Genomic DNA, 22,927 nt, shown 5'->3' on the forward strand with positions numbered 1-22,927 from the left:
TGGGAAGGCTTTGATAACGGAGGATTGTCCTCCGTTACTCTCGTTCCCCAATTGGGCCCCGGCCTTCGCCGGGGTGGTGTTGGGGGGATGCGTAGCGCCCTCGTCAAACGTCCCCGCCCTACCCATATCTCACCCTCCACCCGAGGACCGACAAATGAACGAACACGTAATGGATGTAGCGTGTCGGCCGGCTGGTCTCGACCGCTCGAAGCAGGGCGTTCTCGGACTCGGGCTCGACAGGATCGAGGGGCCGGCGAAGGTCACCGGTGTGGCGGACTATGCGTATGAGGCCACGCCCGACGGAATCGCCTATGCCGCGATCGTCGGCACGCCGGTTGGCAGCGGGCGCATCCTCGGTATCGACGTGCGCGCCGCGGAAGCGTTGCCCGGCGTCATCGCCGTCATTCAAGGCGACCCGCGCATGCCTGCCGGCGAGTCCAATTCCCGTGCGTTGCCGAAGTTCGATACCGACGTCATCCTTCACCTCGGCCAACCGGTCGCGATCGTCGTCGCGGAGGACCAGGCGATCGCGCGCGATGCCGCGGCGCTGGTCGTTGTCCGTACCGAGGCGGGCGAGGATCGGTTCGACGTCGAGGCGCAGCCGGTCGATACCAAGCCCGAGATCGGCTTCCTGCCGCCGGTCGACAAGGGCGATCTCGACGCGGTGATGGCGGATACGGCGGTGACGTTGGACCGGACCTATACGACGCCGGTGCATTTCCCCGCCGCGCTGGAGCCGCACGCGACCACTGCGTGGTGGGAGGGCGACAGGCTTACCGTACGTACCAGCAATCAGGTGATCGGCGGCGCGCGTAAGACGATCGCCAAGGCGCTCAAGATCGATGCGGACAAGGTGCGTGCGCTCGCCCCGTATGTCGGCGGCGGGTTCGGGGGGAAGACGGGAGTCGGCGCGGAGGCGATCCTGGCGGCGATAGCGGCGGAGGTCGTCGGGCGACCGGTGAAGATCGCCCTGCCCCGTCGCCAGACCGCGTATATGGTGCATCACCGCTCGCACACGATTCAGCGTGTCCGGATCGCCGCCGACGAGCACGGCGTGATCCTCGGCATGGGGCATGAGAGCGTCGTCGCGCAGAACGACGATGGCGAATTTCTGGAGCCGGTGCCCTTCGGGACGTTGCCGCTGTACCGGGGCGACGCGCGGCGGTTCAAGACCGACCTCGTGCGCGTTGACCTGCCCGCGAGCGGTGCCGTACGTGCGCCGGGCGAAGCGGTCGGGACGTTCGGCGTCGAGTGCGCAATGGACGAACTGGCCGAGCAGCTCGGGATCGATCCGATCGAACTGCGGCGGCGCAACGAGCCCGAGACCGATCCGGTGAGCGGCAAGCCGTTCTCCACGCGGCGGATGCTCGATTGCTATACGCAGGGCGCCGAGCGATTTGGCTGGCCTGCGAGCGTGCCGGCGCCGGGGTCGGTGCGCGAGGGCGAGTGGCTGGTCGGGATCGGCATGGCGGCGAGCTTGCGCGGCAACTTCACCGTCGAGGCGCAGGCGCGCGTACGGTTGGAGGCGGACGGGCGCGCGACGGTCGAGTGCGATATGACCGATATCGGCACGGGGACGTACACCATTCTCGCGCAGACCGCGGGTGAGATGTTGGGCCTGCCGGTGTCGGACGTGACCGTGCGGCTCGGCGACAGCGACTTGCCGGCGAGCGCGGGGTCGGGTGGATCATTCGGGGCTGGCAGCGCGTGTTCGGCGGTTGTGCTGGCGTGTGAGGATATCCTTGGCGAACTAGCGCTGCGGATGAACGCTGCACCCGAGGATCTGAGCCTGCACGACGGCTGCGTGAGCGCTGGCGGGCGGTCGGTAACGCTTGCCGATCTCGTTCGCGGCGAACCAATCGTGGCGATGGGCAAGACCGGGCCGGGTGCCGAGAGCAAGCGCACCAGCCAGGCGAGCCACGGCGCGCACTTCGTCGAGGTCGCGGTGAATGCGGTGACGGGGGAGACGCGGGTGCGGCGGATGCTCGGCGTGTTCGACGTTGGCCGCGTGCTCAATCGCAAGACCGCGACGAGCCAGATCACCGGCGGGATGGCGTGGGGGATCGCTTATGCGCTGAGCGAGGAGGGCATCGTCGACACGCGGACCGGGGCGTTCGTGAACCCCGATTTCGGCGAATATCATGTCGCGGTGAATGCCGACATTCCTCAGCTTGAGGTGCATTTCATCGAGGAGATCGACACGTCCGCGAACCCGGTGGGTGCTAAGGGCGTTGGGGAGCTTGGGATTTCTGGCGCGGGCGCGGCGGTGGCGAATGCTATCTATAACGCGACGGGCGTCAGAGTCCGGGACTTTCCGGTGACGCTCGACAAGCTGTTGGCGGGGTTGCCGGCCGTCTGATCCTCCCCGGCACGGGGAGGGGGACCGCGCCGCTTGGCGTGGTGGAGGGGGTTTCCCCCGAAGCGTAACGTTTGCGGCTGGCCCCCTCCACCAGCTGCGCTGGTCCCCCTCCCCGCATGCGGGGCGGATTAGAAGAGAGACAACATGGCCGAAAACGATAGCGTGATTGCCACCGCGAAGAGCTGGAAGGGCGAGAAGATGGCGATCGCCACGGTCGTCTCGACCTGGGGCTCCGCGCCGCGGCCCAAGGGAAGCCATATGCTCGTCCATGCCGATGGGCGGTTCGAGGGATCGGTGTCCGGCGGGTGCGTCGAGAGCGACATCCTGGCCACCGCCGCCGAGGTGATCGCGGGCGCGCCGTTCCAGGTGCGCAACTACGGCGTGGCGGATGCGGCGGCTTGGGAAGTCGGGCTGCCGTGCGGCGGCGAGATCGCCGTAATGGTGCAGCCGGTGTCGGCCGAAGGGTTCGATCCCGAACTGTTCGACCGGATCGCGGATGCGCGCGACCAAGGCGATGCGCTGACCGTGACGACCGATCTCAAGACCGGGCATAGCGACGCGCGGCCGCTGGAGACGGGCGAGGTTTTCGTCAACCGCTACGATCCGCCGCGTCGGTTGCTGATCGCCGGGGCGGTGCAGATCGCGCAGGCGTTGGCGGGTCTCGCACGCGAACTCGGGATCGAGACGGTGGTGATCGACCCGCGCGCGCGCTTCCTGACGGAGGAGCGGTTTCCGGGCGTGACGCTCGACGATCGCTGGCCGGACGAGGCGATCGCCGCCTATCGCCCGGGGCCGTCGACTGCGGTCGTGACGCTGAGCCATGACATCAAGATCGACGACCCCGCGCTGATCGCCGCACTCGCGTCCGATGCCGCCTATGTCGGTGCGCTGGGCAGCCGCAAGAGCCACGCGGCGCGGCGGGAGCGTCTTGCCGCGGCAGGCGTTACGCCCGAGAATATCGACCGGATCGATGCGCCGGTCGGGCTCGACATCGGCGCGATCGGGCCATCCGAGATTGCGCTGTCGGTCGCGGCGGCGATGATAGGAGCGTTCAATGATCGCCGCTGAAGACGTCTTCCTCATCCTGCTCGCCGCGGGCCGCTCTGAGCGTTTCGGGATGCCGAACAAGCTGGAAGTACCGTTCCTCAACAAGCCGCTCGGGATGCACGTCGTCACCGCGTTCGAGAACATTCCGTTCAAGCGGCGGCTGGTGGTCACAGAAGGCTGCAAGCTCGACTTCCTGAGCCATCATTTCGAGGTGGTGCATAACGAAGACCCGTCGTCGGGGATGTCGCAGTCGGTGAAGCTCGGCGTGCAGCGCGCGAAGGACGAGGGTGCGGAGGCGGTGCTGATCGCGCTCGCCGACATGCCGCGCGTGACCGCGGCGCATATCTACCGGATGCTCGATGCCGCCGACAGTGCGGACGCCGTCGTTGCGTCGAGCGATGGCGAGAAGCCGAGCCCCCCTGCCCTGTTCGGGCGCGATCGGTTCGATTTCCTGCTGACGCTGGACGGGGATGCGGGTGCGCGTGACCTGGTGAAGGCGGGGCGGCACGTCGTTACCGCGCCCGCCGAGCTGATCGATATCGACACGCCCGAGGATCTGGACCGGCTGCAGGCGCTGGTCCACGATCCCAAGGCGGCGATCACTCGTGCCTTAACGCGTCGATAGGGTTCATCGCGGCAGCGCGGCGGGCGGGGAAATAGCCGAATACGACGCCGATCACCGCCGAGATGACGAACGCGAAGATGTTGATCTCGGGCACGAAGATCCACTGAACCTTGATCAGCGGGGCGATGATCGCGATCGCCAACTGCGCAATGACGAGGCCGATGACGCCGCCGAGGCACGACAGTGCGATCGCCTCGACGAGGAACTGCATCAGCACCTCGCGCGCGACCGCACCGATCGCAAGGCGGATGCCGATCTCGCGCGTGCGCTCGGTCACCGACACCAGCATGATGTTCATGATGCCGATCCCGCCGACCACCAGGCTGATCCCGGCGACCGCGGCGACGATGCCGGTGAGCAACGTCGTGGTTCCGGTCAGCGTGTCCGAAATCTGCTTCGTGTCGAAGATGTTGAAGTCGTCTTCCTTGCCCGCCGTGATCGTACGGCGTTCGCGGAGCAGGTCGGTGATCGAGGCCTGGACGGTCGCGGTCGAGAATTTCTGGTCGACGCCGACGAGCATCAGGCGGATGTCGCGGCTGCCGGTGAAGCGGCGCTGGACCGCCTTGATCGGCATGATCACGACATCGTCCTGATCGCCGCCGAACCCGGCCTGGCCGCGGGCGGAGAGTATTCCGACAACATCGCAACTGATCGCGCCGATCCGCATCCGCAGGCCGACCGCGTCGCCGCCGCGGAAAAGGTTGGTGCGGACCGTGTTGCCGATGATGCACACTGCCTTGCCCGCGGCTTCCTCGGCGGGCGAGAAGATGCGCCCCGCGGCGAGCGGCCAGGGCTGGACCTGGAAATAGGCGGAAGTGGTGCCGTTGATCGTGGTCGACCAGTTCGCGCCCTCGTAGATCGCGGTGGCGGTGGCCTGCGCCTGCGGGGCGACCGCGGTGACGCCGGCGATCTGGTTGGCGATCGCGTCGACGTCCTCGGGCTTGAAGTCGGGCGGACGCGGGCCGCCACCGCCGCGGCCGAAGCCTTGGCCGGGGCGGATCTGCAGGATGTTGGTGCCAAGTGCGGAGATCGACTGCTGGACGGCGGCGGTGGTCGCCTTGCCGAGCGTGACCATCGTCACGACCGCGCCGACACCGATGACGATGCCGAGGATGGTGAGGAACGACCGCAGGAGGTGGCGGCGGATCGAGCGGAGCGCGAGGGATAGGGTGGTGCCGAACATTAGACTTGGTCCCCGCGCGAGGCTTCTGCCCCCCCGCCCGCTTGCGGGAGGGGGTTGGGGGGTGGGCTCGCGGGTTCGGCGGATACTGCCGTCGATGTTCGCGCGACTATCGCCGGCGTTGCGCTCGGCGTGAGCGCGTGCCCACCCCCGGCCCCTCCCGCTTGCGGGAGGGGAGAAGATGGCGCCCCTCCCGCTTGCGGGAGGGGGGACGAAGGCGCGGCGGCGCTCATGATTCCACGCTTTCGCCTTGGCGGTGCTGGCTTTCGATGCGTTCTACCAGGCCGTCCTTGAAGTGGACGACGGTACGCGCGAACGCGGCCATGTCGGGTTCGTGCGTGACCATCAGGACCGTGATGTTCTTCTCCGCATTCAACCGCGTGAGCAATTGCATGATCTCGACCGAGCGTTCGCTGTCGAGGTTGCCGGTGGGTTCGTCCGCCAGCAACACGTCGGGGCTCGTCACCAGCGCGCGGGCGATCGCGACGCGCTGTTGCTGGCCGCCGGACAGTTCGGCCGGGGTGTGGTCCCACCAGTCAGCGAGGCCGACCGTGTCCAGGCTCGCCATCGCCGCATCCCGGCGCGCGCGCTTCTCGTCGCCGCGGTAGAGCAAGGGGAGTTCGACATTCTCCAGCGCGGACGTGCGCGAGAGGAGGTTGAAGCCCTGGAACACGAAGCCGAGATATTTCCGCCGGAGCAGCGCGCGCTGGTCGCGGTCGAGCGTCTCGACATGGTAGCCGCGGAACAGGAAAGTGCCGTCGGTCGGCACGTCGAGGCATCCGAGGATGTTCATCGTCGTCGACTTGCCCGATCCCGACGGCCCCATCACCGCCACGAAATCACCCGCCGCGATGTCGAGGTCGACGCCCTTGAGCGCCTGGAACATCGTCGCGCCCTGCCCGTACGTCTTGGTGACGCCGCGCAGAGAGATCAGCGGGGGCGAGATCAGAGGGGGCGAATTACTGGCCACCGCCCCCACCCTTGCTCGCGCCGCCCGAGCGACGGGCGCCGCCGCCGCTGCGCTTGGTGTCGTCCGACCCGCTGGCCAACTGCCCGGTGATGACCTGCGCGCCGGGCTGGAGGTTGCCCGACAGGACTTCGGTCATCGTGCCGTTGGTGTCGCCGGTGGTGATCTGCACGGCTTGCGGCGTGCCGTCCGCACCCTTGACGTAGATCGTCTGCTGCGCGCCGCGGCCGAGCGTCGCGGTCCGCTCCGCACCGCCGCCGCCACGACGGGGACGGAAGGTCAGCGAACCGGCGATGCCGCCACCTGCATCGCCGGTCGCCGCGGTCGGCCTGAAGCGCAGCGCGGCGTTGGGGACGAGCATCACGTTGCGCTTGTCCGAGGTGACGATGTCCGCGGTCGCGGTCATGCCCGGGCGCAGCGTCAGCGACGGGTTGGCGACGGTAAGGTCGGCCGCGTAGGACACGACCTGCCCGGTGGTCGACGTGGTGGTCGTGGTGCTCGAAGAGGTCGCCGAGCTGACCGTCAGGTTCGAGCCGAGATCGACGCGGCTGATCGTCGCGGGGAAGGTCTGGCCGGGGAAGGCGTCGACGGTGAAGCTGGCCTTCTGGCCGATCTTGACCTCGCCCACGTCCGCCTCGTCGATCGCGACCTCGAGCTTCATCTTGGTAAGGTCTTCGGCGATCACGAACAGCGTCGGCGTGTTGAACGACGAGGCGACGGTCTGGCCGGGGTCGATCTGGCGCGCGAGCACGACGCCGGTGACGGGCGAGCGGATGATCGCACGGGCGCGCTGCGTCTGGTTCTGCGCAAGGAGCGCGCGGCTGGCGGCAACGTTCGCTTCGGCGACCTTCTGCGCCGCGACGGCGCGCGCGTAGTCGGCGCGACCGGTCTGGAGCTCGGTCTTCGAGGGGACACGGCCACCCGACAGGCGCGAGACTTCCTCGAGGCGGTTCAACTGCGCGCGGGCTTCGGCGACGGTGGCCTGCGCCTGCGCGACCTGCGCCTGGTTGGCGGCGAGCTGGGCGCTGGTCTGGCGGATCTGGTCGTCGAGCTGTTCGGGATCGATCAGCGCGAGCGGCTGGCCCGCGACGACGCGGTCGTTGACGTCTACGACGACCTTGGTGACGAGGCCCGACAGCTGCGAGCCGACCGTGACCTGAGTCGTCGGTGCGAGCTTGCCGGTGGCCGAGACCGTGACCGTCAGGTTGCCGCGTTGCGCCGCTTGCGTCGAATATTGCGTCTGTTCCTTCGCGCCGAAGCACTTGGCGAGCAGCAGGCAGAGCAGGACCACGCCGACCGCGATCACGACCCACTTTATGTAGCGTTTCCAGGGGGCCTGCGGCTTTACGCCGAGGAAGTCGTCGATCGATGCGTCGGCCATCAGCGTGCCTCTGGATTGGATTGGGGCGCTTCCGGGATCACGGTGGAGTCCCAGCCGCCGCCGAGTGCGGCATAGAGTGCGATCAACGCGGTCGCGGCATCGGCGCGCGCTTGCGTCGCGCCGTTGCGCGCGGACAGGAGCGCGGTTTCCTGCTGGTTGAGCGTGGTGAAATCGGTGAGGCCGGTGCGGTATTGGCTGCGGCTGAGGATCGCGGAGTTGTTCGACGCGTCGAGCGCGATCGCGAATTGCCGCTCGCGTTCCTGCGCGGTCTGGAGCGCGACGACGGCGTTCTCGACGTCCTCCAGCGCGGTGAGGATGGTGGACTTGTAGAGCGCGAACGCACCGTCGGCGGCGGCTTCGCTGGTGCGGACCTGGCTTCGCAACCGGCCCCCGTTGAAGATCGCCTGCGTCAGGCCGGCGAACAGGCTGCCGGTAATCGCGTCGCCGATGTTGCCGATCGAGGTCGCGTTGGTGTTGAGGTTACCGGTGATCGCGAGCGCGGGATAGAGCTGCGCCTTGGCGACGCCGATCCGCGCGGTGGCGGCGGCGAGCGCGCGTTCGGCGGAGCGGATGTCGGGGCGCTGGCGCAGCGTGTCGCCGGGGATGCCGACGCCGACCGCGGCGGGGCCGGTCGGGATCGCCTTGACCGGTGCCATCATCGTGCGGAGCGTGCCGGGCGCCTGGCCGGTCAGCACGCCGATCCGCGCGACGGCGGCGGCATATTGCTGGTCTAGGCTGGGGATCGTCGCGGCGGTCTGCGCGCGCTGGGCGCGGGCCTGTTCTGCGTCGACGCTGGAGACGAGCCCGGCCTGGACGCGGAAACCGGCGATTTCGAGGTTGTCGTCCTGGATCGCGAGCGAGGCGCGGGCGTTGGCGAGCTGCTGCTGGTAGAGGCGGGCGAGGACGTAGTTGCGCGCGACCTCGCTCTCGACCGAGATCAGGACGGTGGCGTAGTCGTAGCCCGACGCGGCGTAGTCCGCGCGGCTGGCCTCGACGGTGCGGCGGATCTCGCCGAAGACGCCGACCTGGTAGCTGGCGCTGGCGCCGAGCGTGAAGCTGTTGGCGCCGCCGCCGCCGGTATCGACGACGGTGCCGTCGGGCAGCGTGAACGACCGCCCGCCGCCGCGGACATTCTCGTTGCGCTGATAGCCCGCCGAGCCGCTGAGCGTGGGGAGCAGCGACGCACGATTCTGGATCAGGCTCTCGCGGGCCTGGCGGAGGCGGGCGACGGACTGCGCGATGTCGAGGTTGGCGGCGGCGGCTTGCTCGACGAGCTGGCCGAGGACGGGGTCGTCGAACTTCTGCCACCAGCGGGTGAGGTCTTCGGGCCTGGTTTCGGGGGTGACCGAATAAGCGTCGGGGACGCCGAGCTCCCCCGCCGCCTTTGGGTGGTAATCCGGGCCGACGGTGCAGCCGGCTAGCAGGACGCCTGCCGAGAGGACGGGTGCGAGAAGGAAGGCGCTGACGCGGGACATGGGCGGCAGGCATGACCAACGGGCGTTTGCTAGTCCAGCGGTTTTGTGTCGCGAGGTGTCGCAGGCGGGGTGGATGCCGGGGGATGCGCGGAGTTGGTCGCGCGAAAGTACCAAAGACTGTTTCCCAGCGAAGGCGGGGACCCAGACTGGGCTCCCGCCTTCGCGGGAGAACAAGAGGGCGGCACGGATTTCGTGGAAGCCGCCAAAAATAATCGATCCGGCTCCGTTCCAATTTTGCAGTGCAGCGGAACGTAGCGGTACCTCTGCGGGTTGGGGGATCATGCTAGCCGAACGCCAGCCCGCGACTGATGTCCTCGCGCCGCCGCTTGCCGTGCTCGATCCGCCACCTTTGGCCCTCGACAATGTCAGTCTGTTCTTCGATTTCGACGGGACGCTCGTCGATCTCGCACCGACCCCCGATGCCGTCCTGGTCGATCAGCTCTTGCTCGACCGGCTCGATACGCTCGCCGAGCGCTTCCCCGGGCGCGTGGCGATCATCAGCGGACGGTCGATCACGCAGCTCGATGCGATGCTCGGCCGCCACGCGCAGCTGTTCGCGGTTGCGGGCAGCCACGGCGCGGAACGTCGCACTCCCGAAGACGGCCATATCGCCGCCGAACGCCCCGCCTCGCTCGAAGCCGCGGCCGAGGCGTTGCGCGCCTTCGCCGATGCCAACGGGCTCGTCTACGAAGCCAAGAGCCTCGGTGCCGGGCTGCACTACCGGATGTCGCCCGCGTTCGAATCCGACGCCGTCCGCCTCGCCGAGGATCTCGCCGCCGCCCACGGGCTTACGCTCCAGCGCGGCAAGATGATGGTCGAGTTGCGGACCCCCGGCGACAAGGGCGCGGCCTTGCGCGAATTGATCGCAGCGCCGACAATGGCAGGAAGCATGCCGTACTTCTTCGGCGACGACGTCACCGACGAAGACGGCTTCGAGGCCGCCCGCGCCCTTGGTGGCGCGGGTATTCTCATCGGCGAGCCGCGCCCGACCGCAGCCGCCTACCGCCTGAACGACGTTGCCGCGCTCCGTGATTGGATCGCCGCCATATTGGAAACACGATGACCGCACCTACCCAAAAAGCCGACATGAACCTCTGGCCGATCGGCAATTGTCAGGTCTCCGCGCTGATCGACAAGACCGGCACGTTCGTCTGGGGCTGCGTACCGCGCGTCGATGGCGACCCGGCATTCTGCGCGCTGCTCGGCGGCGATGCGCCCAAGACCGGATTCTGGGCGATCGAACTCGAAGGCGGCGCGAAAACCACGCAGGCCTATATCCGCAACACGCCGATCCTGGTGACGCGGCACGAGGACGAGGCCGGCAACGCGGTCGAGGTGATCGATTTCTGCCCGCGGTTCGTGCGCGAAGGCCGGACCTATCGCCCAACCAGCTTCGTGCGGATCGTCAAGCCGGTCGCCGGCTCCCCGCGCATTCGCATCCGGATGCGCGTTGCGACGAACTGGGGCAGGCCGACCGAGCATACGCAGGGGTCGAACCACATCCGCTTCCTGATGGACGACCAGACGCTGCGGCTGACCACCGACGCGCCGGTCGGGCATATCGTCGGCGAGAACTGGTTCCGACTCGAACGCCAGATGCACCTGTTCCTCGGCCCCGACGAGAGTTTCACGGGCGTGCTGCACGAGGCGGCCGAGGCGATGCTGTCGCGGACCAAGGACGAGTGGCGGCACTGGGTGCGCGGGCTCGCGACGCCGGTCGAGTGGCAGGACGTCGTCATCCGCGCCGCGATCACGCTGAAGCTGTGCCAGCACGAGGAGACCGGCGCGATCGTCGCCGCGCTCACCACCTCGATCCCCGAGCATGAGGGGTCGGAGCGCAACTGGGACTATCGCTACTGCTGGATCCGCGACGCCTATTATACGGTGCAGGCGCTGAACCGACTGGGTGCGCTCGATGTGCTGGAGGGGTATCTCGAATATCTCCGCAACATCGTCGACGCGTCGAAGGGGGGCCACGTCCAGCCGCTTTACGGCGTCGGTGGCGATTCGACTTTGGTCGAGCGGATCGAGAGCGACCTGCCCGGCTATCGCGGCATGGGCCCGGTCCGCGTCGGCAACCAGGCGTACGAGCAGATCCAGCACGACGCGTACGGCCAGATCATCCTGTCCGACGTCCAGGCGTTCTTCGACAAGCGGCTGTTCCGGATGTCGAGCGAAGAGGACTTCAAGAGCCTCGAACTGGTCGGCGACCGCGCGTGGGAAACCTACGACAAGCCCGACGCCGGGCTCTGGGAGCTGCGGACCAAGGCGCACGTCCACACCTATTCGGCGGCGATGTGCTGGGCGGCGTGCGATCGACTGGCCAATGCGGCTGGGGTGCTCGGGCTCGAAGATCGCCAGACGTTCTGGGCGGAGCGCGCCACCACGATCCGCGCCACGATCGAGCAATCGGCGTGGCGCGAGGATACGCAGCGTATCTCGGCGACGTTCGGTGGCGACGACCTCGACGCGAGCCTGATCCAGTTGCTCGACCTACGCTTCTTCGCGCCCGACGATCCGCGCTTCCAGTCGACGCTGAAGGCGGTCGAGGAGGGTCTGCGGCGTGGCAGCCACATGCTGCGCTATGCGACCGAGGATGATTTCGGCCTGCCGCACACCGCGTTCAACGTCTGCACCTTCTGGCTGATCGAAGCGCTGCATGCGACCGGCCGGACCGCGGACGCGCGCGAGCTGTTCTGCGAGATGGTCGCGCGGCGGACGCCGGCCGGCCTTCTGTCGGAGGATATCGACCCGAACACCGGCGAGCTGTGGGGCAATTATCCGCAGACCTATTCGCTGGTCGGCCTGATCAACTGCGCGGTCCTGCTTAGCAAGCCGTGGAGTGCCGTCCGATGAGCCGCCTCGTCGTCATCTCGAACCGCGTCCAGTCGGTCGATGCGCCTTCGGGCAACCAGGGTGGCCTCGCCGTCGCGCTGCTCGCCGCATTGCGCGAAAAGGGCGGGGTGTGGTTCGGCTGGTCGGGCGAGACCACCGAAACCTTCACCGGGCACATCAATTTCCAGCAGGGCAAGGGCGTCACTACCGCGACGATCGACCTCGAAGAACAGGATTTCGACGAATATTATAACGGGTACGCGAACCGCACACTGTGGCCGCTGTTCCACTACCGGATCGACCTGACCGAGTTCGAACGCGATTTCTCCAGCGGCTACGCGCGTGTGAACAAGCGGTTCGCGGAGACGGTGCTGCCGTTGATCGAGCCCGACGATCTCGTCTGGGTGCACGACTACCATCACGTCCCGCTCGGCCGCGAACTGCGCAAGCTGGGCGTCGAGAACAAGATCGGGTTCTTCCTCCACATCCCGTGGCCGCCGATGGCGATGCTGCTGTCGCTGCCGAGCCACCGCGCGCTGGTCGAATCGATGTTCGCGTACGACGTGGTCGGGTTCCAGACGCAGGACTGGCTCGACAGCTTCCTGCATTATGTCACGAGCCAGCTCGACGGCGTGGTCGGCGAGGATGGCTGGGTGACGGTCGGCGATCGTACGATCAAGGCGATCACCACGCCGATCGGGATCGAGACGGCGGACTTCGAGAAGTCGGCGAACAGCGACGCGGCGCGGCATTCGAAAGAGCGGATGTATATGTCCGCGACCGGGCGCAGCCTGATCGTGGGCGTCGACCGGCTCGATTATTCGAAGGGTCTGGCCGAGCGGTTCGCGGGCTACGAGCGCTTCCTCGGGTCGCATCCGGATCGGCGCGGGCTGGTCTACATGCTGCAGATCGCGCCGCCTTCGCGCGAGAAGGTCGACACGTATCAGGAGATTCGCGCGAACCTGGATTCGATGTCGGGACGGATCAACGGCGAATATTCGGATATCGACTGGACGCCGATTCGGTACGTGAACCAGGGCTTCCCGCGGGATGTGTTGGCGGGAATCTATCGCGCGGCTCGCGTCGGGTTGGTGACGCCGCTGCGGGACGGGATGAACCTGGTCGCGAAGGAATATGTCGCGGCGCAGGACCCCGAAGATCCGGGCGTGCTGGTGCTGTCGCACTTCGCGGGCGCGGCGACACAGTTGAAGGACGCGGTGCTGGTCAATCCGTACAGCCCCGAGGAGATGTCCGACGCGATCGACCGGGCGCTCAAGATGCCGCTGGCGGAACGGAAGGCGCGCTGGGAGAAGCTGATCGACAACGTCCGGAAAGAGGACGTGATGTGGTGGTGCGAGTTGTTCATCACCGCGCTCGAGGCGGTGCCGGAGCACGTCGAGGCTTAGGACCGTTCCCACACCCACTCCGTCATCCTGACGAAAGTCAGGACCCAGGGTCACGAGCGCTATCGTTTTTGGCTCTGGGTCCTGACTTTTGTCAGGATGACGTGGCGTGTGTGGAAAGGTTAGGCGCCATCAGCAGGCGGTTGCGCGGGATCGCTTCAGGCATTTCCTCGCGGATATACTTCAGCAACGCTTCCCGCACATCACACCGCAGATCGAACGCGATCGCCGCATCCTTGGCGGTCATCAGCCCGCGCAGTTCGATACAGTCGGTCTTCACGTCCGTCACCTGAAGGTTGTAGAACCGCTTGTCCCAGCGCGGGTTGGACGTGATGATCTCCCCCAGTTTCTCGCGCAGCCGCGGCACGTCCGCCGACGGATCGAGATACCAGAACACCGACCCCATCAGCTGGCTCGTCTCGCGCGTCCAGTTCTGAAAGCTCTGTTCGAGGAACTTCGAGACCGGCACGACGAGCCGGCGTTCGTCCCAGATCTTGATGACCACGAACGTCAGGTTGATCTGCTCGACCCGCCCCCATTCGCCGTCGACGATCAGCACGTCGTCGATCCGGATCGGCTCGGTGAAGGCCATCTGCACGCCAGCGATCAGGTTCTTCAGTGCCGGCTGCGCAGCGGCACCGACGACCAGGCCCGCGATACCCGCCGATGCCATCAGCGTGACGCCGATCGAGCGGATGCCGGGAACGCTCAGCAGCATCAGGCAGACGCTGATGAAGATGATGAAGAACGTGCCGATGCGTCCAAGGATCGCGGCGCGCGTGCGCTTGCGGCGGGCGCGGAGATTGTCCTCGACCGAGATGTCGGCGCGGATTTCGATCACGTCCTGGAACGCACGGAGAGCCGCGACCGCGAGCCAGCCGAGCAAGGCGGGGACGAGGAAGCCGAGCAGCTGCTTCCACAGATCCTCGATGTCGTTGTCCATCGGCAGGATCCGCGCGACGAATGCGACCGATACCGACACGAACACCGCGCGCAGCGGGCGGCGGACGCGGGCGAGGACAAGGCCGTCGGTCTTGGCGGTCGAGCGGCGCTGCGCATGGCCGGCGATCCGCATCGTCAGCCAATGCGCGACCAGCGCGACGAGGACGGCCGCCGAGACGACGGCGACACTCTCCAGCCAGACCCATTCGGGGGGTATGTGGAGCGATCTAAACATGCGCATTGTGGCGCAACTCTCGGGGGAACGGTGATGTTCCGCTGCAGTGCAGCATTTTGGTTGGGGGCGGGCTTCGGGTTGATCGGGCAAGGCTTCATTCGCTGCAGCCACTGCCCGGCGCAGGTCACCACCCCGGCGAAGGCCGGGGCCCAATTTGGGGACGGCTGTAACGATGCGTAGTCCACCGTTACTGTGACCCTTCCAATTGGGCCCCGGCCTTCGCCGGGGAGGTAGCGGTCAGATAGTTTGCCTCGTCGTCACAAGCGATCCGGGATGACGCCCCGCCCCGATCATGCCAGAACCACCCGACCATGATCGCCCAGAGAATCAGACACTTCCTGAGCGAAGAGAACTGGCAGTTCGCCGAACACGAACGCCCCATCCTCCCCGGCTCCCCAGGCTCGCCGCTCCACCCGAGACACCGCCAGATCGCCTATGCGCTGATCGGCATCCTGCTCGGGCTGACGGTCGGGTTCGGCAACGCGTTAATCAGCGCCAACACCTACACGCTCCAAGGTGCGCTCGGGCTCGATCCGGCGGAGATCGCGTGGCTGCCGACCGTCTACGTCATGACCAACGTCAGCATAAACCTGCTGATGATCAAATTCCGCGCGCAGTTCGGGCTGCGGCCGTTCGCGATGATCTTCCTGATCCTCTACGTGCTGATCACGCTCGCGCATCTGTTCGTCCACGGCTTCGCGACCGCGATCGCGGTGCGCGCGATCAGCGGGATGGCGGGCGCTGCGCTGAGCAGCCTGTGCCTCTATTACGTGATGCAGTCGCTGCCGGCGAAATGGCGGCTGAAGGCGGTCGTGCTCGGCATCGGAATCCCGCAATGCGCGACGCCGCTCGCCCGCCTCTTCTCGCCCGACCTGCTGGCAATGTCGCAGTGGCGGACCTTGTACCTGTTCGAACTCGGGCTCGCGCTGCTCTCGCTCGCCGCGGTCGCCGCCCTGCGCCTCCCGCCCACGACGCGGAGCAAGGCGTTCGAGCCGCTCGATTTCCTCACCTTCGTGCTGTTCGCCGGCTCAACCGCGCTGTTCGCCGCCGTACTCGGGCTCGGGCGGATCGTGTGGTGGACCAATGCGCCGTGGATCGGCTGGGCGCTGATCGTCGCGATCCCGATGTTCGCCGCGGCGATCGTCGTCGAGCATCACCGCGCCAACCCGCTGCTCAACACCCGCTGGCTGGGGAGCGCGGACATCGTCCGGTTCACGATCGTCATCGTGATGGCGCGGATCGTGCTGTCCGAACAGACCTATGCCTCGGTCGGGCTGCTGACCGTGCTGGGCCAGAACAACGACCAGCTCGTGCCGTTCTTCCTGATCATCTTCGTCGCATCAGTGGCGGGCGTGATTGCGAGCGCGGTGACGCTCGACGTCGAGCGGCTCGGCCACCCGATCATGCTCGCGATCGGGCTGGTCGCGGTGGCGGCGTGGTTCGATTCCTACGCGACCAGCCTGACGCGCGCACCGCAGATGTACGTGACGCAGGCGATCATCGGCTTCTCCGCGACGTTCTTCCTCGGGCCGGCACTGCTGTTCGGGATGACCCGCGCGCTGAAGGAAGGCGCGGGCCATATCATCAGCTTCATCGCGCTGTTCGGGATCATCAACTCGCTCGGCGGGCTCGGCGGCACCGCACTGCTCGGCAGCTACCAGGTGATCCGCGAGAAGGCGAACAGCGCGGCTTTGGTCCAGCAGATCTCGCCGACCGACCCGATCGTCACGCAGCGCATCGCTGCGGGTGGCGCCGCGGTCGGCCGGGTGATCGTCGACCCGACCCTGCGCAATGCCGAGGGCGCGGCGATCCTGTCGCAAACCACGACGCGCGAGGCGAACGTGCTTGCGTATGCCGACGTCTTCCGGTTGATCGCCGTTCTCGCCGGGGGCACGTTCGGGTATCTGCTGTTCCTGCTGGCGAGACGGGCGCGACGCGAACGGCGCGCGGGGCTTGAGGGCCCGGCTGAGGGGATGACATGAGCGACGCACGCAGCCCGGTGGCCGAGGGGCCGGCGACCGAAGAGAAGCATGCGGAGGCGACTGCCGCCCCCGCGCCTGCGGCCCCAGTCACGCCGGTCGGCTCTGGCTGGCGTCCACAACCGCCGAGCCGCAACGTCATCATCGTCATCGTGCTGCTCGCGGTCGCCGGCGTGTGCGCGGTGCTGGCGGCGTGGCGCCTGCCGCCGTTCGCGACCAGCTATCAGTCGACCGACAACGCCTATGTGCGCGGGCGGACGACGGTGATCAGCCCGCAGGTCAGCGGCTATGTGACGCAGGTGCTCGTGCGCGATTTCGCCGACGTGAAGCAGGGCGATCCGCTGGTGAAGATCGACGACCGCATCTACCGCCAGCGCGTCGATCAGGCGCAGGCGCAGGTCGATGCGCAGGCTGCGACGCTCGCCAACAGCCGGCAGACGGCGGCCAGCCGCGAGGCGACGTTCGCGGCACAGGACGCCGCGGTCGCGAATGCCGAGGCGCAGCTGATGCGCGCGCAGGCCGACATGGCGCGCGTCAACGATCTGGTCGTCGACGGATCGGTGTCGCTGCGCGAACGCGACCAGACGCTGGCGGCGTTGCGGCAAGCGCAGGCGCAGGTCCAGCAGGCGAAAGCCGCGCGGGAGATTGCGCGACAGGATATCCGCACGGTCGAGGTCGGTCGTGGTGGCCAGCAGGCGGGGGTGTCCGGTGCCGAGGCTGCACGACAGCTTGCCCGGATAGACCTCGCCAACACCGTGATCCGCGCGCCGGAGACGGGGCGATTGAGCGAGGTCGGCGTGCGGCTCGGGCAATATGTGACGGCGGGATCGCAGTTGATGTTCCTGGTGCCGCCGGAGACGTGGGTGATCGCCAACTTCAAGGAAGCGCAGACCGCGCGGATGGTGGTCGGTCAGCCGGCGTCGTTCACGGTGGACGGGTTGGCGAACGCGCGGCTGACCGGGCGGGTCGAGCGGATCTCGCCCGCGGCGGGGTCGGAGTTCGCGGTGCTGAAGGCGGACAATGCGACGGGCAACTTCACCAAGGTGCCGCAGCGGATCGCGGTGCGGATCCGGGTGGATGCGGGGCAGCCGCTGAGCGCGCGGCTGCGCCCGGGGATGTCGGTGCAGGCGCGGGTGGATACGGCCGGCGGGCCGGGGGTGCGGTGATGGGCCACGGTCACCGCGGACTTCCCCCCTCCTTGGAAGGGAGGGGCCGGGGGTGGGTCGCTCTCGAGGGAACGCCGTCTCCAGCCCCAAGCCTACCCACCCCCACCCCCTCGCTTTCAGGGCGGGGGGAAGTCCAGCAGATCGCGCACGCGAGCGCTCCGGCAAAAGCGTCCACCGTCGCAAATGGCGATACGCTGTTAGAAAACGGTTCGCATGCAAACCGGTCCACCCCGGCGAAGGCCGGGGCCCAATTGGGCAACGGTGGTAACGAAGCGCAATCCACCGTTACTCCCACCTTCCCAATTGGACCCCGGCCTTCGCCGGGGGGGAAGCGGTTTGCGCGAGCGTATTCGCTCAGGTCGCACCAGCCGTTAAAAGCGAAATCGGCGAGAACGGCCCTCACCCTCGCCGTCCTCGCCACCGGATGCATAGGCCCCCGCCCTGAGCCCCCCGCGACAACCGCCGCCGCCCCGCCCCCAGCCTGGCGCACGGCGCTTGGCACCGGCGCGCCGATCCGGGCGGACTGGTGGAGCGCGTTCGGCGATCCGGTCCTCACCGGTCTAGTCGCCCGAGCGCTCGCCAACAGCCCCGACCTCGGCTCAGCCGCCGCGCGGATCGACGAAGCGCGCGCCGCCGCACGTCTCGCCCGCGCGCAACAGACACCCCTCGTCAGCGGCTCGGCGCCGAGCACCACCGGCCAGACCGTCAGCCCGTTCGGCACACCCTCCGACGCGATCGGCGCGCAGCCGGCGGTGTCGATCAGCTACGACCTCGACCTGTTCGGCCGCCTCCGCCTCGCGAGCCAAGCCGCCCGCGCGCAACTGCTCGCCAGCGAAGCGGCACGCGACACGGTAAGGCTCGGCATCGCGAGCAGCGTCGCGACCGGCTACATCACGCTCCGCGCGCTCGATCAGCGCCTCGCCGTCGCGCGCCAGACGCTGGCGGCCCGCGCGGAAGGCCTGCGGATCGCGCGGCGGCGCGCCGAGACCGGCTACACCTCTAACCTCGAACTGCGGCAATCGGAGGCGGAATTCCACGCCACCGAACAGCTCGTCCCCGCGGCGCAGCTCGCGATCAGCCGGCAGGAGAATGCGCTGAGCCTGTTGCTCGGCGACAATCCCGGCCCGATCCCGCGCGGGCGGACGCTCGACCAGTTGGCCGCACCGGCGATCCCCGATGGCCTCCCCGCCGACCTGCTCCGCCGCCGCCCCGATCTCTTCCAGGCCGAGCAGACACTCGTCGCGACCGACCGCTCGCTCGACAGCGCGCGTGCGGCGATGTTGCCGAACCTCGCCCTGACCGGCTCGGCGGGCGTGGTGCTGTCGACCGCGCTGGCGAACCCGATCGCGGTGTTCTCGATCGGCGCGAGCGTGCTCAGCCCGATCTTCGACGGCGGGCGGCTCGGCGCACAGGCCGATGCCGCGACCGCGCGCCGCGACCAGGCGGCGTTCGCGTATCGCCGGACCGCGTTGCAGGCGTTCCGCGAGGTCGACGACAGCCTGGCGGGAGTGCAGCGCTCGGGCCAGCAGGCCGTCGCGCTCGCCGGGCAGCGCGATGCGCTGGCGGGGGCGTTGCGCAATGCGTCGAACCGGTACCGCGCGGGATATTCGGCGTATATCGACCAGCTCGATGCGCAGCGCGGGTTGCTGACCGCGGAGCTGTCGCTGGTGCAGGCGCGGGCGGATCGGCTGACCGCGTATGTGACGCTGTACCAGGCGATGGGCGGGGGCTGGTCTCGTGCGGATGCCGAGGCGGTTCGGCGATAGTCGCGACCCGCACGCTCGTCACCCCGGACCTGTTCCGGGGTCCACCGTTCCGCAAACTCGATGGTGGAGAGCATGCGGAACGGTGGATGCCGGAACGAGCCCGGCATGACGGAGTGGATTACGCAGTGTTGCGCCTCCCAACCCTCTACCGCATGCATTTTCCTGCCACACTTAGCCCCTACAGCCTCACCCCATGAAGGCCATCATCCTTGCCGCGGGTCACGGATCGCGGTTGCTGCCGCTGACGCTCACCACGCCGAAATGCCTGGTCGAGGTGGGCGGTCGCGCGATCCTCGATCACCAGCTCGACGCGGTCGCCGCGGCCGGGTTCGAGAGTGCGGTGGTGGTCGGCGGCTACCGGATCGACCAGATCGCCAAACATCTGAGCGCCCGCGACGGCGGTCTGCCAACCGAGCTCGTCTTCAACCCGTTCTGGTCAATCGCCAACAGCATCGGCAGCGTCTGGGCGGTGCGCGCGTATCTCGACGCGCCGTTCGCGCTGATGAACGGTGACACGCTGTTCGACGCGGCGATCTTGCGCGCGGCGCTGGCCGATCGGGGCGCGGATACGGGATCGGCCGTAAAGCTGGTGATTGAGCCGCTGGTGACGCCGGGGCTCGACGACATGCTGGTAGAGGCGGACGGCGACGCTGTCGTCGCGGTCGGCAAGCATCTGGTCGGGCATCAGGCCACCGATCGCTCGCTCGGGCTGATCGTGTCGACCGGCGGCAGCGCCTATGCCGAGGCGTTGCGCGCGGTGATCGGCGAGGAGGACGGCATCCATGCCTATCACCACGCCGTCGTCCGCCGCGCCGCGGAGACCGCCGGTGTCCGCGCGGTGCGGATCGCGGGCGACGTCCGCTGGCAGGAGATCGACCGCCCGGAGGACATCGCGCTTTGGCAGCACGACCATGATGCGCAGGCGGACGGCACTTTGGGATCATGACGCGGAAGGTCGCGTTCCTGTTTCTCGGCGAGACGTTGCTGATCCCACATCTCTATCCGATCGTCGAGGCGCTGGCCGCGACGTCCGACGTGCCGATCGAATTGTGGGTGAGCACGTCGGTGCACGAGACTTTGCTGGCGCGGTGGACCGCCCCTTTCCCGACCGTCCGGATTCGCCGCGCGCCCGGATTTCGCGCGGTCGAGGATGACGGCAGCGGGCGCAATCCGGTGCTGCCGGCGAAGATGCCGATGCTGCTCCGGCTGCTGCCGTATCTCCGCAGCGCCGCAGTGGTGGTGTGCGCGGAGCAGACGAGTCTGTGGCTGCCGCGGTTGTTTCCGATGCGGTCGAAGTTCGTGAAGACCTCGCACGGTGTGGGCTCGATGAGTGCGCGCGACGACCCGCGCCGGCGTGCGGCGGCGTTGACGCTGGTGCCAAGCGAGCTGGAGCGACGGACGTATCTCGACCGTGGGTTCGCGCCCGAGAAGTTCGTCGCGACGGGCTATGTGAAGGCCGATTTTACGCACCGCACGCATGCCGCGCCGCCGTTCGCGGATACGCGGCCCGTGGTGCTGTATACGCCGCATTGGCAGCAGCATCGCTCGTCGTGGTGGCGCTGGGGGGCGGACGTGGTGCGGCGGATCGTCGCGGACAGGCGCTACAACCTGATCTTCGCGCCGCATCAGCGTCTGATCGAGCGCGCGCCCGAGGTGGCGGATTTGATGCGCGAGATCGGAGATCTGCCGCATGTCCACTGCGACATCGACGGGTTCGCGATGGTCGACGGGAGCTATACCGGCGTGGCGGACGTGTATCTCGGCGACACGTCGAGCCAGGTGATCGAGTTCCTGATGCGCCCGCGGCCCTGCGTGTTTCTCAATGCCGGGGGCGCCGCCTGGGAGGGCGATCCGAACTACGCGATGTGGGTTTGCGGGGAGGTGGTTGACGATGTCGCGGATGTGGTGACGGTGTTGGACCGGGCGGCTTTGATGCATGCGGAGTATTCAGCGGTTCAGGCGGAGTTTGCCGGGCAGTCGCTCGGCGCGGTCGAGGGGGGCGCGGCGCGCGGCGCTGCGGAAATCCTTCGACTACTGGAAGCCACGTCGGCCCGTTAAATCTGCGCCACCCCGGCGAAGGCCGGGGCCCAATTGGGGGACGTTGCCAACGAAGGACTGCGCGAGGTTACTCTGGTCATTCCAATTGGGCCCCGGCCTTCGCCGGGGTGGTTGCGGTCGGGGCGGTGTGGTCGGGTGGTGTTTGGGGAGGTCATTCACCTCCACCTAACTCCACCCCCTCTCGCTTTCACGACCAGATCGGGTAACGGGTGCGGGATGGTAGATTCGACAGCCCCTACGCCAGCGCTCCGGACCGTCCGGGCGAACGACACGCTGCTCTGGGGCATGACCAATGCCGAGCGGATCCGGCGGATCGGCGTCGCGCAGGGGTTGGCCCCGGATACCGACGACAGCACCGGCCCCGTCATCCTCGCCAACCTCGCCTACGCCTTCGATCCGGTCTGGATCGCGCATCTGAAGTCACGCCCCGGGACCGTCGTCACGCGCACCGGCGTGCCCGTGCTAGCGCATGTCCGCGACGCCGGCGAACGCGATCGCATGACTGCGGCGATGCTCGGCGAGGCGCCGCTGGTGACCGGGCTGACCGTAATCGCCGCCGAGGCCGAGGAGGGCATTCTCAACGAAGCGCTCCGGAAACGCGAACGGCCGTTCGCGGAACTGCTCACCCCCGCCGCGGTGCCGGCGATCGAGCGGGCGAGCTATGTCGGCGCGTACAAGGGCGTCACCGACCTGCTGACCAAATATCTGTGGCCCGAATGGGCGCTGGCGATCACACGGGTCTGCGCGCGCGCCGGGATCACGCCGAACCAGGTGACGGCGCTTGGATCGGTGCTTTGCATCGTCGCGACCGTGGCGTTCTGGCATGGCTGGTTCTGGACCGGCCTCGCGACTGGCTTGTTCTTCATGGTGCTCGACACCGTCGACGGGAAGCTGGCGCGGTGCACGATTACTTCCTCGAAGCTGGGGAATGCGTGGGATCACGGCGTCGACCTGGTCCATCCGCCGTTCTGGTGGTGGGCGTGGGCGGTGGGATGTGCGCCGTACGGGCGACCGCTTGACGACAACATGTTCTGGGCGGTGATCGGGACGATGCTGTTCGGCTATGTCGCGCAGCGGCTGATCGAGGGGGCGTTCATCGTCCGGTTCGGGATGCATATTCACGTCTGGGAGCGGTTCGACAGCTGGTTCCGGCTGATCACCGCGCGAAGGAACCCGAACATGGTGATCCTGTTTGCGGGGTTGATCGTGACGCGGCCGGACTGGGGGATCATCGGGGTGGCGGCGTGGACCGCGATCTCGCTGGTGGTGCATCTGGTGCGGCTTGTGCAGGCGATGGTGCGGAAGGCCCGGGGTGAGACGTTGGTGAGTTGGCTGGCCTGAGGCTTCGCGGGGTCGCTACCTGCTAACGCCGACCTCCCTCGCTTCCGTTCGTCCTGAGTAGCCATCGAGTAGCTGCTCTTGCAGCGTATCGAGAGGGCGTATCGAAGGACAGGTTGGCGCGCGGAACCCATGCTTCGATACGCGCCCTCGATACGCTTCTTCGAAGCT

Annotated in this window: 17 protein-coding genes; 12 read left to right on the plus strand and 5 right to left on the minus strand. The window is 67.8% G+C overall.

The annotated features are described in order from the left end of the window. The first annotated feature begins 154 nt into the window (after positions 1–154). From SPHN_RS03815 to SPHN_RS03825, 3 genes are all read left to right on the plus strand, one after another. Complete coding sequence (locus tag SPHN_RS03815) at positions 155–2,359, plus strand: xanthine dehydrogenase family protein molybdopterin-binding subunit (RefSeq protein WP_248521243.1); 2,205 nt, start codon at positions 155–157, stop codon at positions 2,357–2,359. A gap of 144 nt (positions 2,360–2,503) precedes the next feature. Further along, a complete protein-coding gene (locus SPHN_RS03820) occupies positions 2,504–3,427 on the plus strand; it encodes an XdhC family protein (RefSeq protein ID WP_248521245.1) in 924 nt (307 codons plus the stop codon). Continuing rightward, entirely contained in the window at positions 3,414–4,031 is a 618-nt protein-coding gene (locus tag SPHN_RS03825; RefSeq protein ID WP_248521247.1) for a nucleotidyltransferase family protein, read from the plus strand. The genes SPHN_RS03820 and SPHN_RS03825 overlap by 14 nt, the downstream gene beginning before the upstream one ends. On the opposite strand, the gene SPHN_RS03830 is transcribed toward SPHN_RS03825, so the two are convergent. The 4 genes from SPHN_RS03830 to SPHN_RS03845 form a co-directional block, all read right to left on the minus strand. Next, positions 4,006–5,214 (minus strand): ABC transporter permease, encoded by a 1,209-nt coding sequence (locus tag SPHN_RS03830; RefSeq protein WP_248521249.1) that lies wholly within the window; start codon positions 5,212–5,214, stop codon positions 4,006–4,008. The two genes, SPHN_RS03825 and SPHN_RS03830, sit on opposite strands and share 26 nt — an antisense overlap. Before the next feature lie 226 nt (positions 5,215–5,440). Beyond that, positions 5,441–6,097 (minus strand): ABC transporter ATP-binding protein, encoded by a 657-nt coding sequence (locus SPHN_RS03835; protein WP_373458572.1) that lies wholly within the window; start codon positions 6,095–6,097, stop codon positions 5,441–5,443. Between the two features lie 73 nt (positions 6,098–6,170). Continuing rightward, positions 6,171–7,559: an efflux RND transporter periplasmic adaptor subunit gene (locus SPHN_RS03840; protein WP_248521252.1), complete on the minus strand. Its 1,389-nt coding sequence runs from the start codon at positions 7,557–7,559 to the stop codon at positions 6,171–6,173. Beyond that, positions 7,559–9,034, minus strand: a complete 1,476-nt coding sequence (locus tag SPHN_RS03845) for an efflux transporter outer membrane subunit (protein ID WP_248521254.1) — start codon at positions 9,032–9,034, stop codon at positions 7,559–7,561. Before SPHN_RS03845 ends, SPHN_RS03840 begins: the two co-directional genes overlap by 1 nt. Before the next feature lie 280 nt (positions 9,035–9,314). Here SPHN_RS03845 and otsB point away from each other — a divergent pair, with 280 nt between their 5' ends. The 3 genes from otsB to SPHN_RS03860 are packed head-to-tail and all read left to right on the plus strand — an operon-like array spanning position 9,315 to position 13,275. Further along, positions 9,315–10,097 (plus strand): trehalose-phosphatase, encoded by a 783-nt coding sequence (otsB, locus tag SPHN_RS03850; RefSeq protein ID WP_248521256.1) that lies wholly within the window; start codon positions 9,315–9,317, stop codon positions 10,095–10,097. Further along, positions 10,094–11,890: a glycoside hydrolase family 15 protein gene (locus tag SPHN_RS03855; protein WP_248521258.1), complete on the plus strand. Its 1,797-nt coding sequence runs from the start codon at positions 10,094–10,096 to the stop codon at positions 11,888–11,890. The genes otsB and SPHN_RS03855 overlap by 4 nt, the downstream gene beginning before the upstream one ends. After that, positions 11,887–13,275: an alpha,alpha-trehalose-phosphate synthase (UDP-forming) gene (locus tag SPHN_RS03860; RefSeq protein WP_187502689.1), complete on the plus strand. Its 1,389-nt coding sequence runs from the start codon at positions 11,887–11,889 to the stop codon at positions 13,273–13,275. The genes SPHN_RS03855 and SPHN_RS03860 overlap by 4 nt, the downstream gene beginning before the upstream one ends. 91 nt (positions 13,276–13,366) lie before the next feature. On the opposite strand, the gene SPHN_RS03865 is transcribed toward SPHN_RS03860, so the two are convergent. Continuing rightward, on the minus strand, positions 13,367–14,455 hold the full coding sequence (locus SPHN_RS03865) for a mechanosensitive ion channel family protein (protein WP_248521260.1): 1,089 nt from the start codon (positions 14,453–14,455) through the stop codon (positions 13,367–13,369). A 305-nt stretch (positions 14,456–14,760) separates the two neighbouring features. Here SPHN_RS03865 and SPHN_RS03870 point away from each other — a divergent pair, with 305 nt between their 5' ends. From SPHN_RS03870 to SPHN_RS03895, 6 genes are all read left to right on the plus strand, one after another. Continuing rightward, positions 14,761–16,431: an MFS transporter gene (locus SPHN_RS03870; RefSeq protein ID WP_248521262.1), complete on the plus strand. Its 1,671-nt coding sequence runs from the start codon at positions 14,761–14,763 to the stop codon at positions 16,429–16,431. Next, positions 16,428–17,594: an HlyD family secretion protein gene (locus SPHN_RS03875; RefSeq protein WP_248521264.1), complete on the plus strand. Its 1,167-nt coding sequence runs from the start codon at positions 16,428–16,430 to the stop codon at positions 17,592–17,594. The genes SPHN_RS03870 and SPHN_RS03875 overlap by 4 nt, the downstream gene beginning before the upstream one ends. 251 nt (positions 17,595–17,845) lie before the next feature. Then, positions 17,846–19,360: an efflux transporter outer membrane subunit gene (locus tag SPHN_RS03880; protein WP_282580380.1), complete on the plus strand. Its 1,515-nt coding sequence runs from the start codon at positions 17,846–17,848 to the stop codon at positions 19,358–19,360. A gap of 193 nt (positions 19,361–19,553) precedes the next feature. After that, entirely contained in the window at positions 19,554–20,306 is a 753-nt protein-coding gene (locus tag SPHN_RS03885; protein ID WP_248521266.1) for an NTP transferase domain-containing protein, read from the plus strand. Next, the gene (locus SPHN_RS03890; RefSeq protein ID WP_248521268.1) at positions 20,303–21,418 is read left to right on the plus strand and encodes a hypothetical protein; all 1,116 of its coding nucleotides are present in this window, start codon (positions 20,303–20,305) and stop codon (positions 21,416–21,418) included. Before SPHN_RS03885 ends, SPHN_RS03890 begins: the two co-directional genes overlap by 4 nt. Before the next feature lie 216 nt (positions 21,419–21,634). Next, entirely contained in the window at positions 21,635–22,759 is a 1,125-nt protein-coding gene (locus SPHN_RS03895; protein ID WP_248521270.1) for a CDP-alcohol phosphatidyltransferase family protein, read from the plus strand. Positions 22,760–22,927: the final 168 nt, after the last annotated feature.

The organism is Sphingomonas faeni (assembly GCF_023195535.1).
GTDB lineage: Bacteria > Pseudomonadota > Alphaproteobacteria > Sphingomonadales > Sphingomonadaceae > Sphingomonas > Sphingomonas faeni_B.

Excerpts from the sequence above, each read along its gene's own strand:
- SPHN_RS03815 (WP_248521243.1), top strand. The coding sequence starts at position 155 with ATGAACGAACACGTAATGGATGTAGCGTGTCGGCCGGCTGGTCTCGAC.
- SPHN_RS03820 (WP_248521245.1), top strand. The coding sequence starts at position 2,504 with ATGGCCGAAAACGATAGCGTGATTGCCACCGCGAAGAGCTGGAAGGGC.
- SPHN_RS03825 (WP_248521247.1), top strand. The coding sequence starts at position 3,414 with ATGATCGCCGCTGAAGACGTCTTCCTCATCCTGCTCGCCGCGGGCCGC.
- SPHN_RS03830 (WP_248521249.1), bottom strand. The coding sequence starts at position 5,214 with ATGTTCGGCACCACCCTATCCCTCGCGCTCCGCTCGATCCGCCGCCAC.
- SPHN_RS03835 (WP_373458572.1), bottom strand. The coding sequence starts at position 6,097 with ATGTTCCAGGCGCTCAAGGGCGTCGACCTCGACATCGCGGCGGGTGAT.
- SPHN_RS03840 (WP_248521252.1), bottom strand. The coding sequence starts at position 7,559 with ATGGCCGACGCATCGATCGACGACTTCCTCGGCGTAAAGCCGCAGGCC.
- SPHN_RS03845 (WP_248521254.1), bottom strand. The coding sequence starts at position 9,034 with ATGTCCCGCGTCAGCGCCTTCCTTCTCGCACCCGTCCTCTCGGCAGGC.
- otsB (WP_248521256.1), top strand. The coding sequence starts at position 9,315 with ATGCTAGCCGAACGCCAGCCCGCGACTGATGTCCTCGCGCCGCCGCTT.
- SPHN_RS03855 (WP_248521258.1), top strand. The coding sequence starts at position 10,094 with ATGACCGCACCTACCCAAAAAGCCGACATGAACCTCTGGCCGATCGGC.
- SPHN_RS03860 (WP_187502689.1), top strand. The coding sequence starts at position 11,887 with ATGAGCCGCCTCGTCGTCATCTCGAACCGCGTCCAGTCGGTCGATGCG.
- SPHN_RS03865 (WP_248521260.1), bottom strand. The coding sequence starts at position 14,455 with ATGCGCATGTTTAGATCGCTCCACATACCCCCCGAATGGGTCTGGCTG.
- SPHN_RS03870 (WP_248521262.1), top strand. The coding sequence starts at position 14,761 with ATGATCGCCCAGAGAATCAGACACTTCCTGAGCGAAGAGAACTGGCAG.
- SPHN_RS03875 (WP_248521264.1), top strand. The coding sequence starts at position 16,428 with ATGAGCGACGCACGCAGCCCGGTGGCCGAGGGGCCGGCGACCGAAGAG.
- SPHN_RS03885 (WP_248521266.1), top strand. The coding sequence starts at position 19,554 with ATGAAGGCCATCATCCTTGCCGCGGGTCACGGATCGCGGTTGCTGCCG.
- SPHN_RS03890 (WP_248521268.1), top strand. The coding sequence starts at position 20,303 with ATGACGCGGAAGGTCGCGTTCCTGTTTCTCGGCGAGACGTTGCTGATC.
- SPHN_RS03895 (WP_248521270.1), top strand. The coding sequence starts at position 21,635 with ATGGTAGATTCGACAGCCCCTACGCCAGCGCTCCGGACCGTCCGGGCG.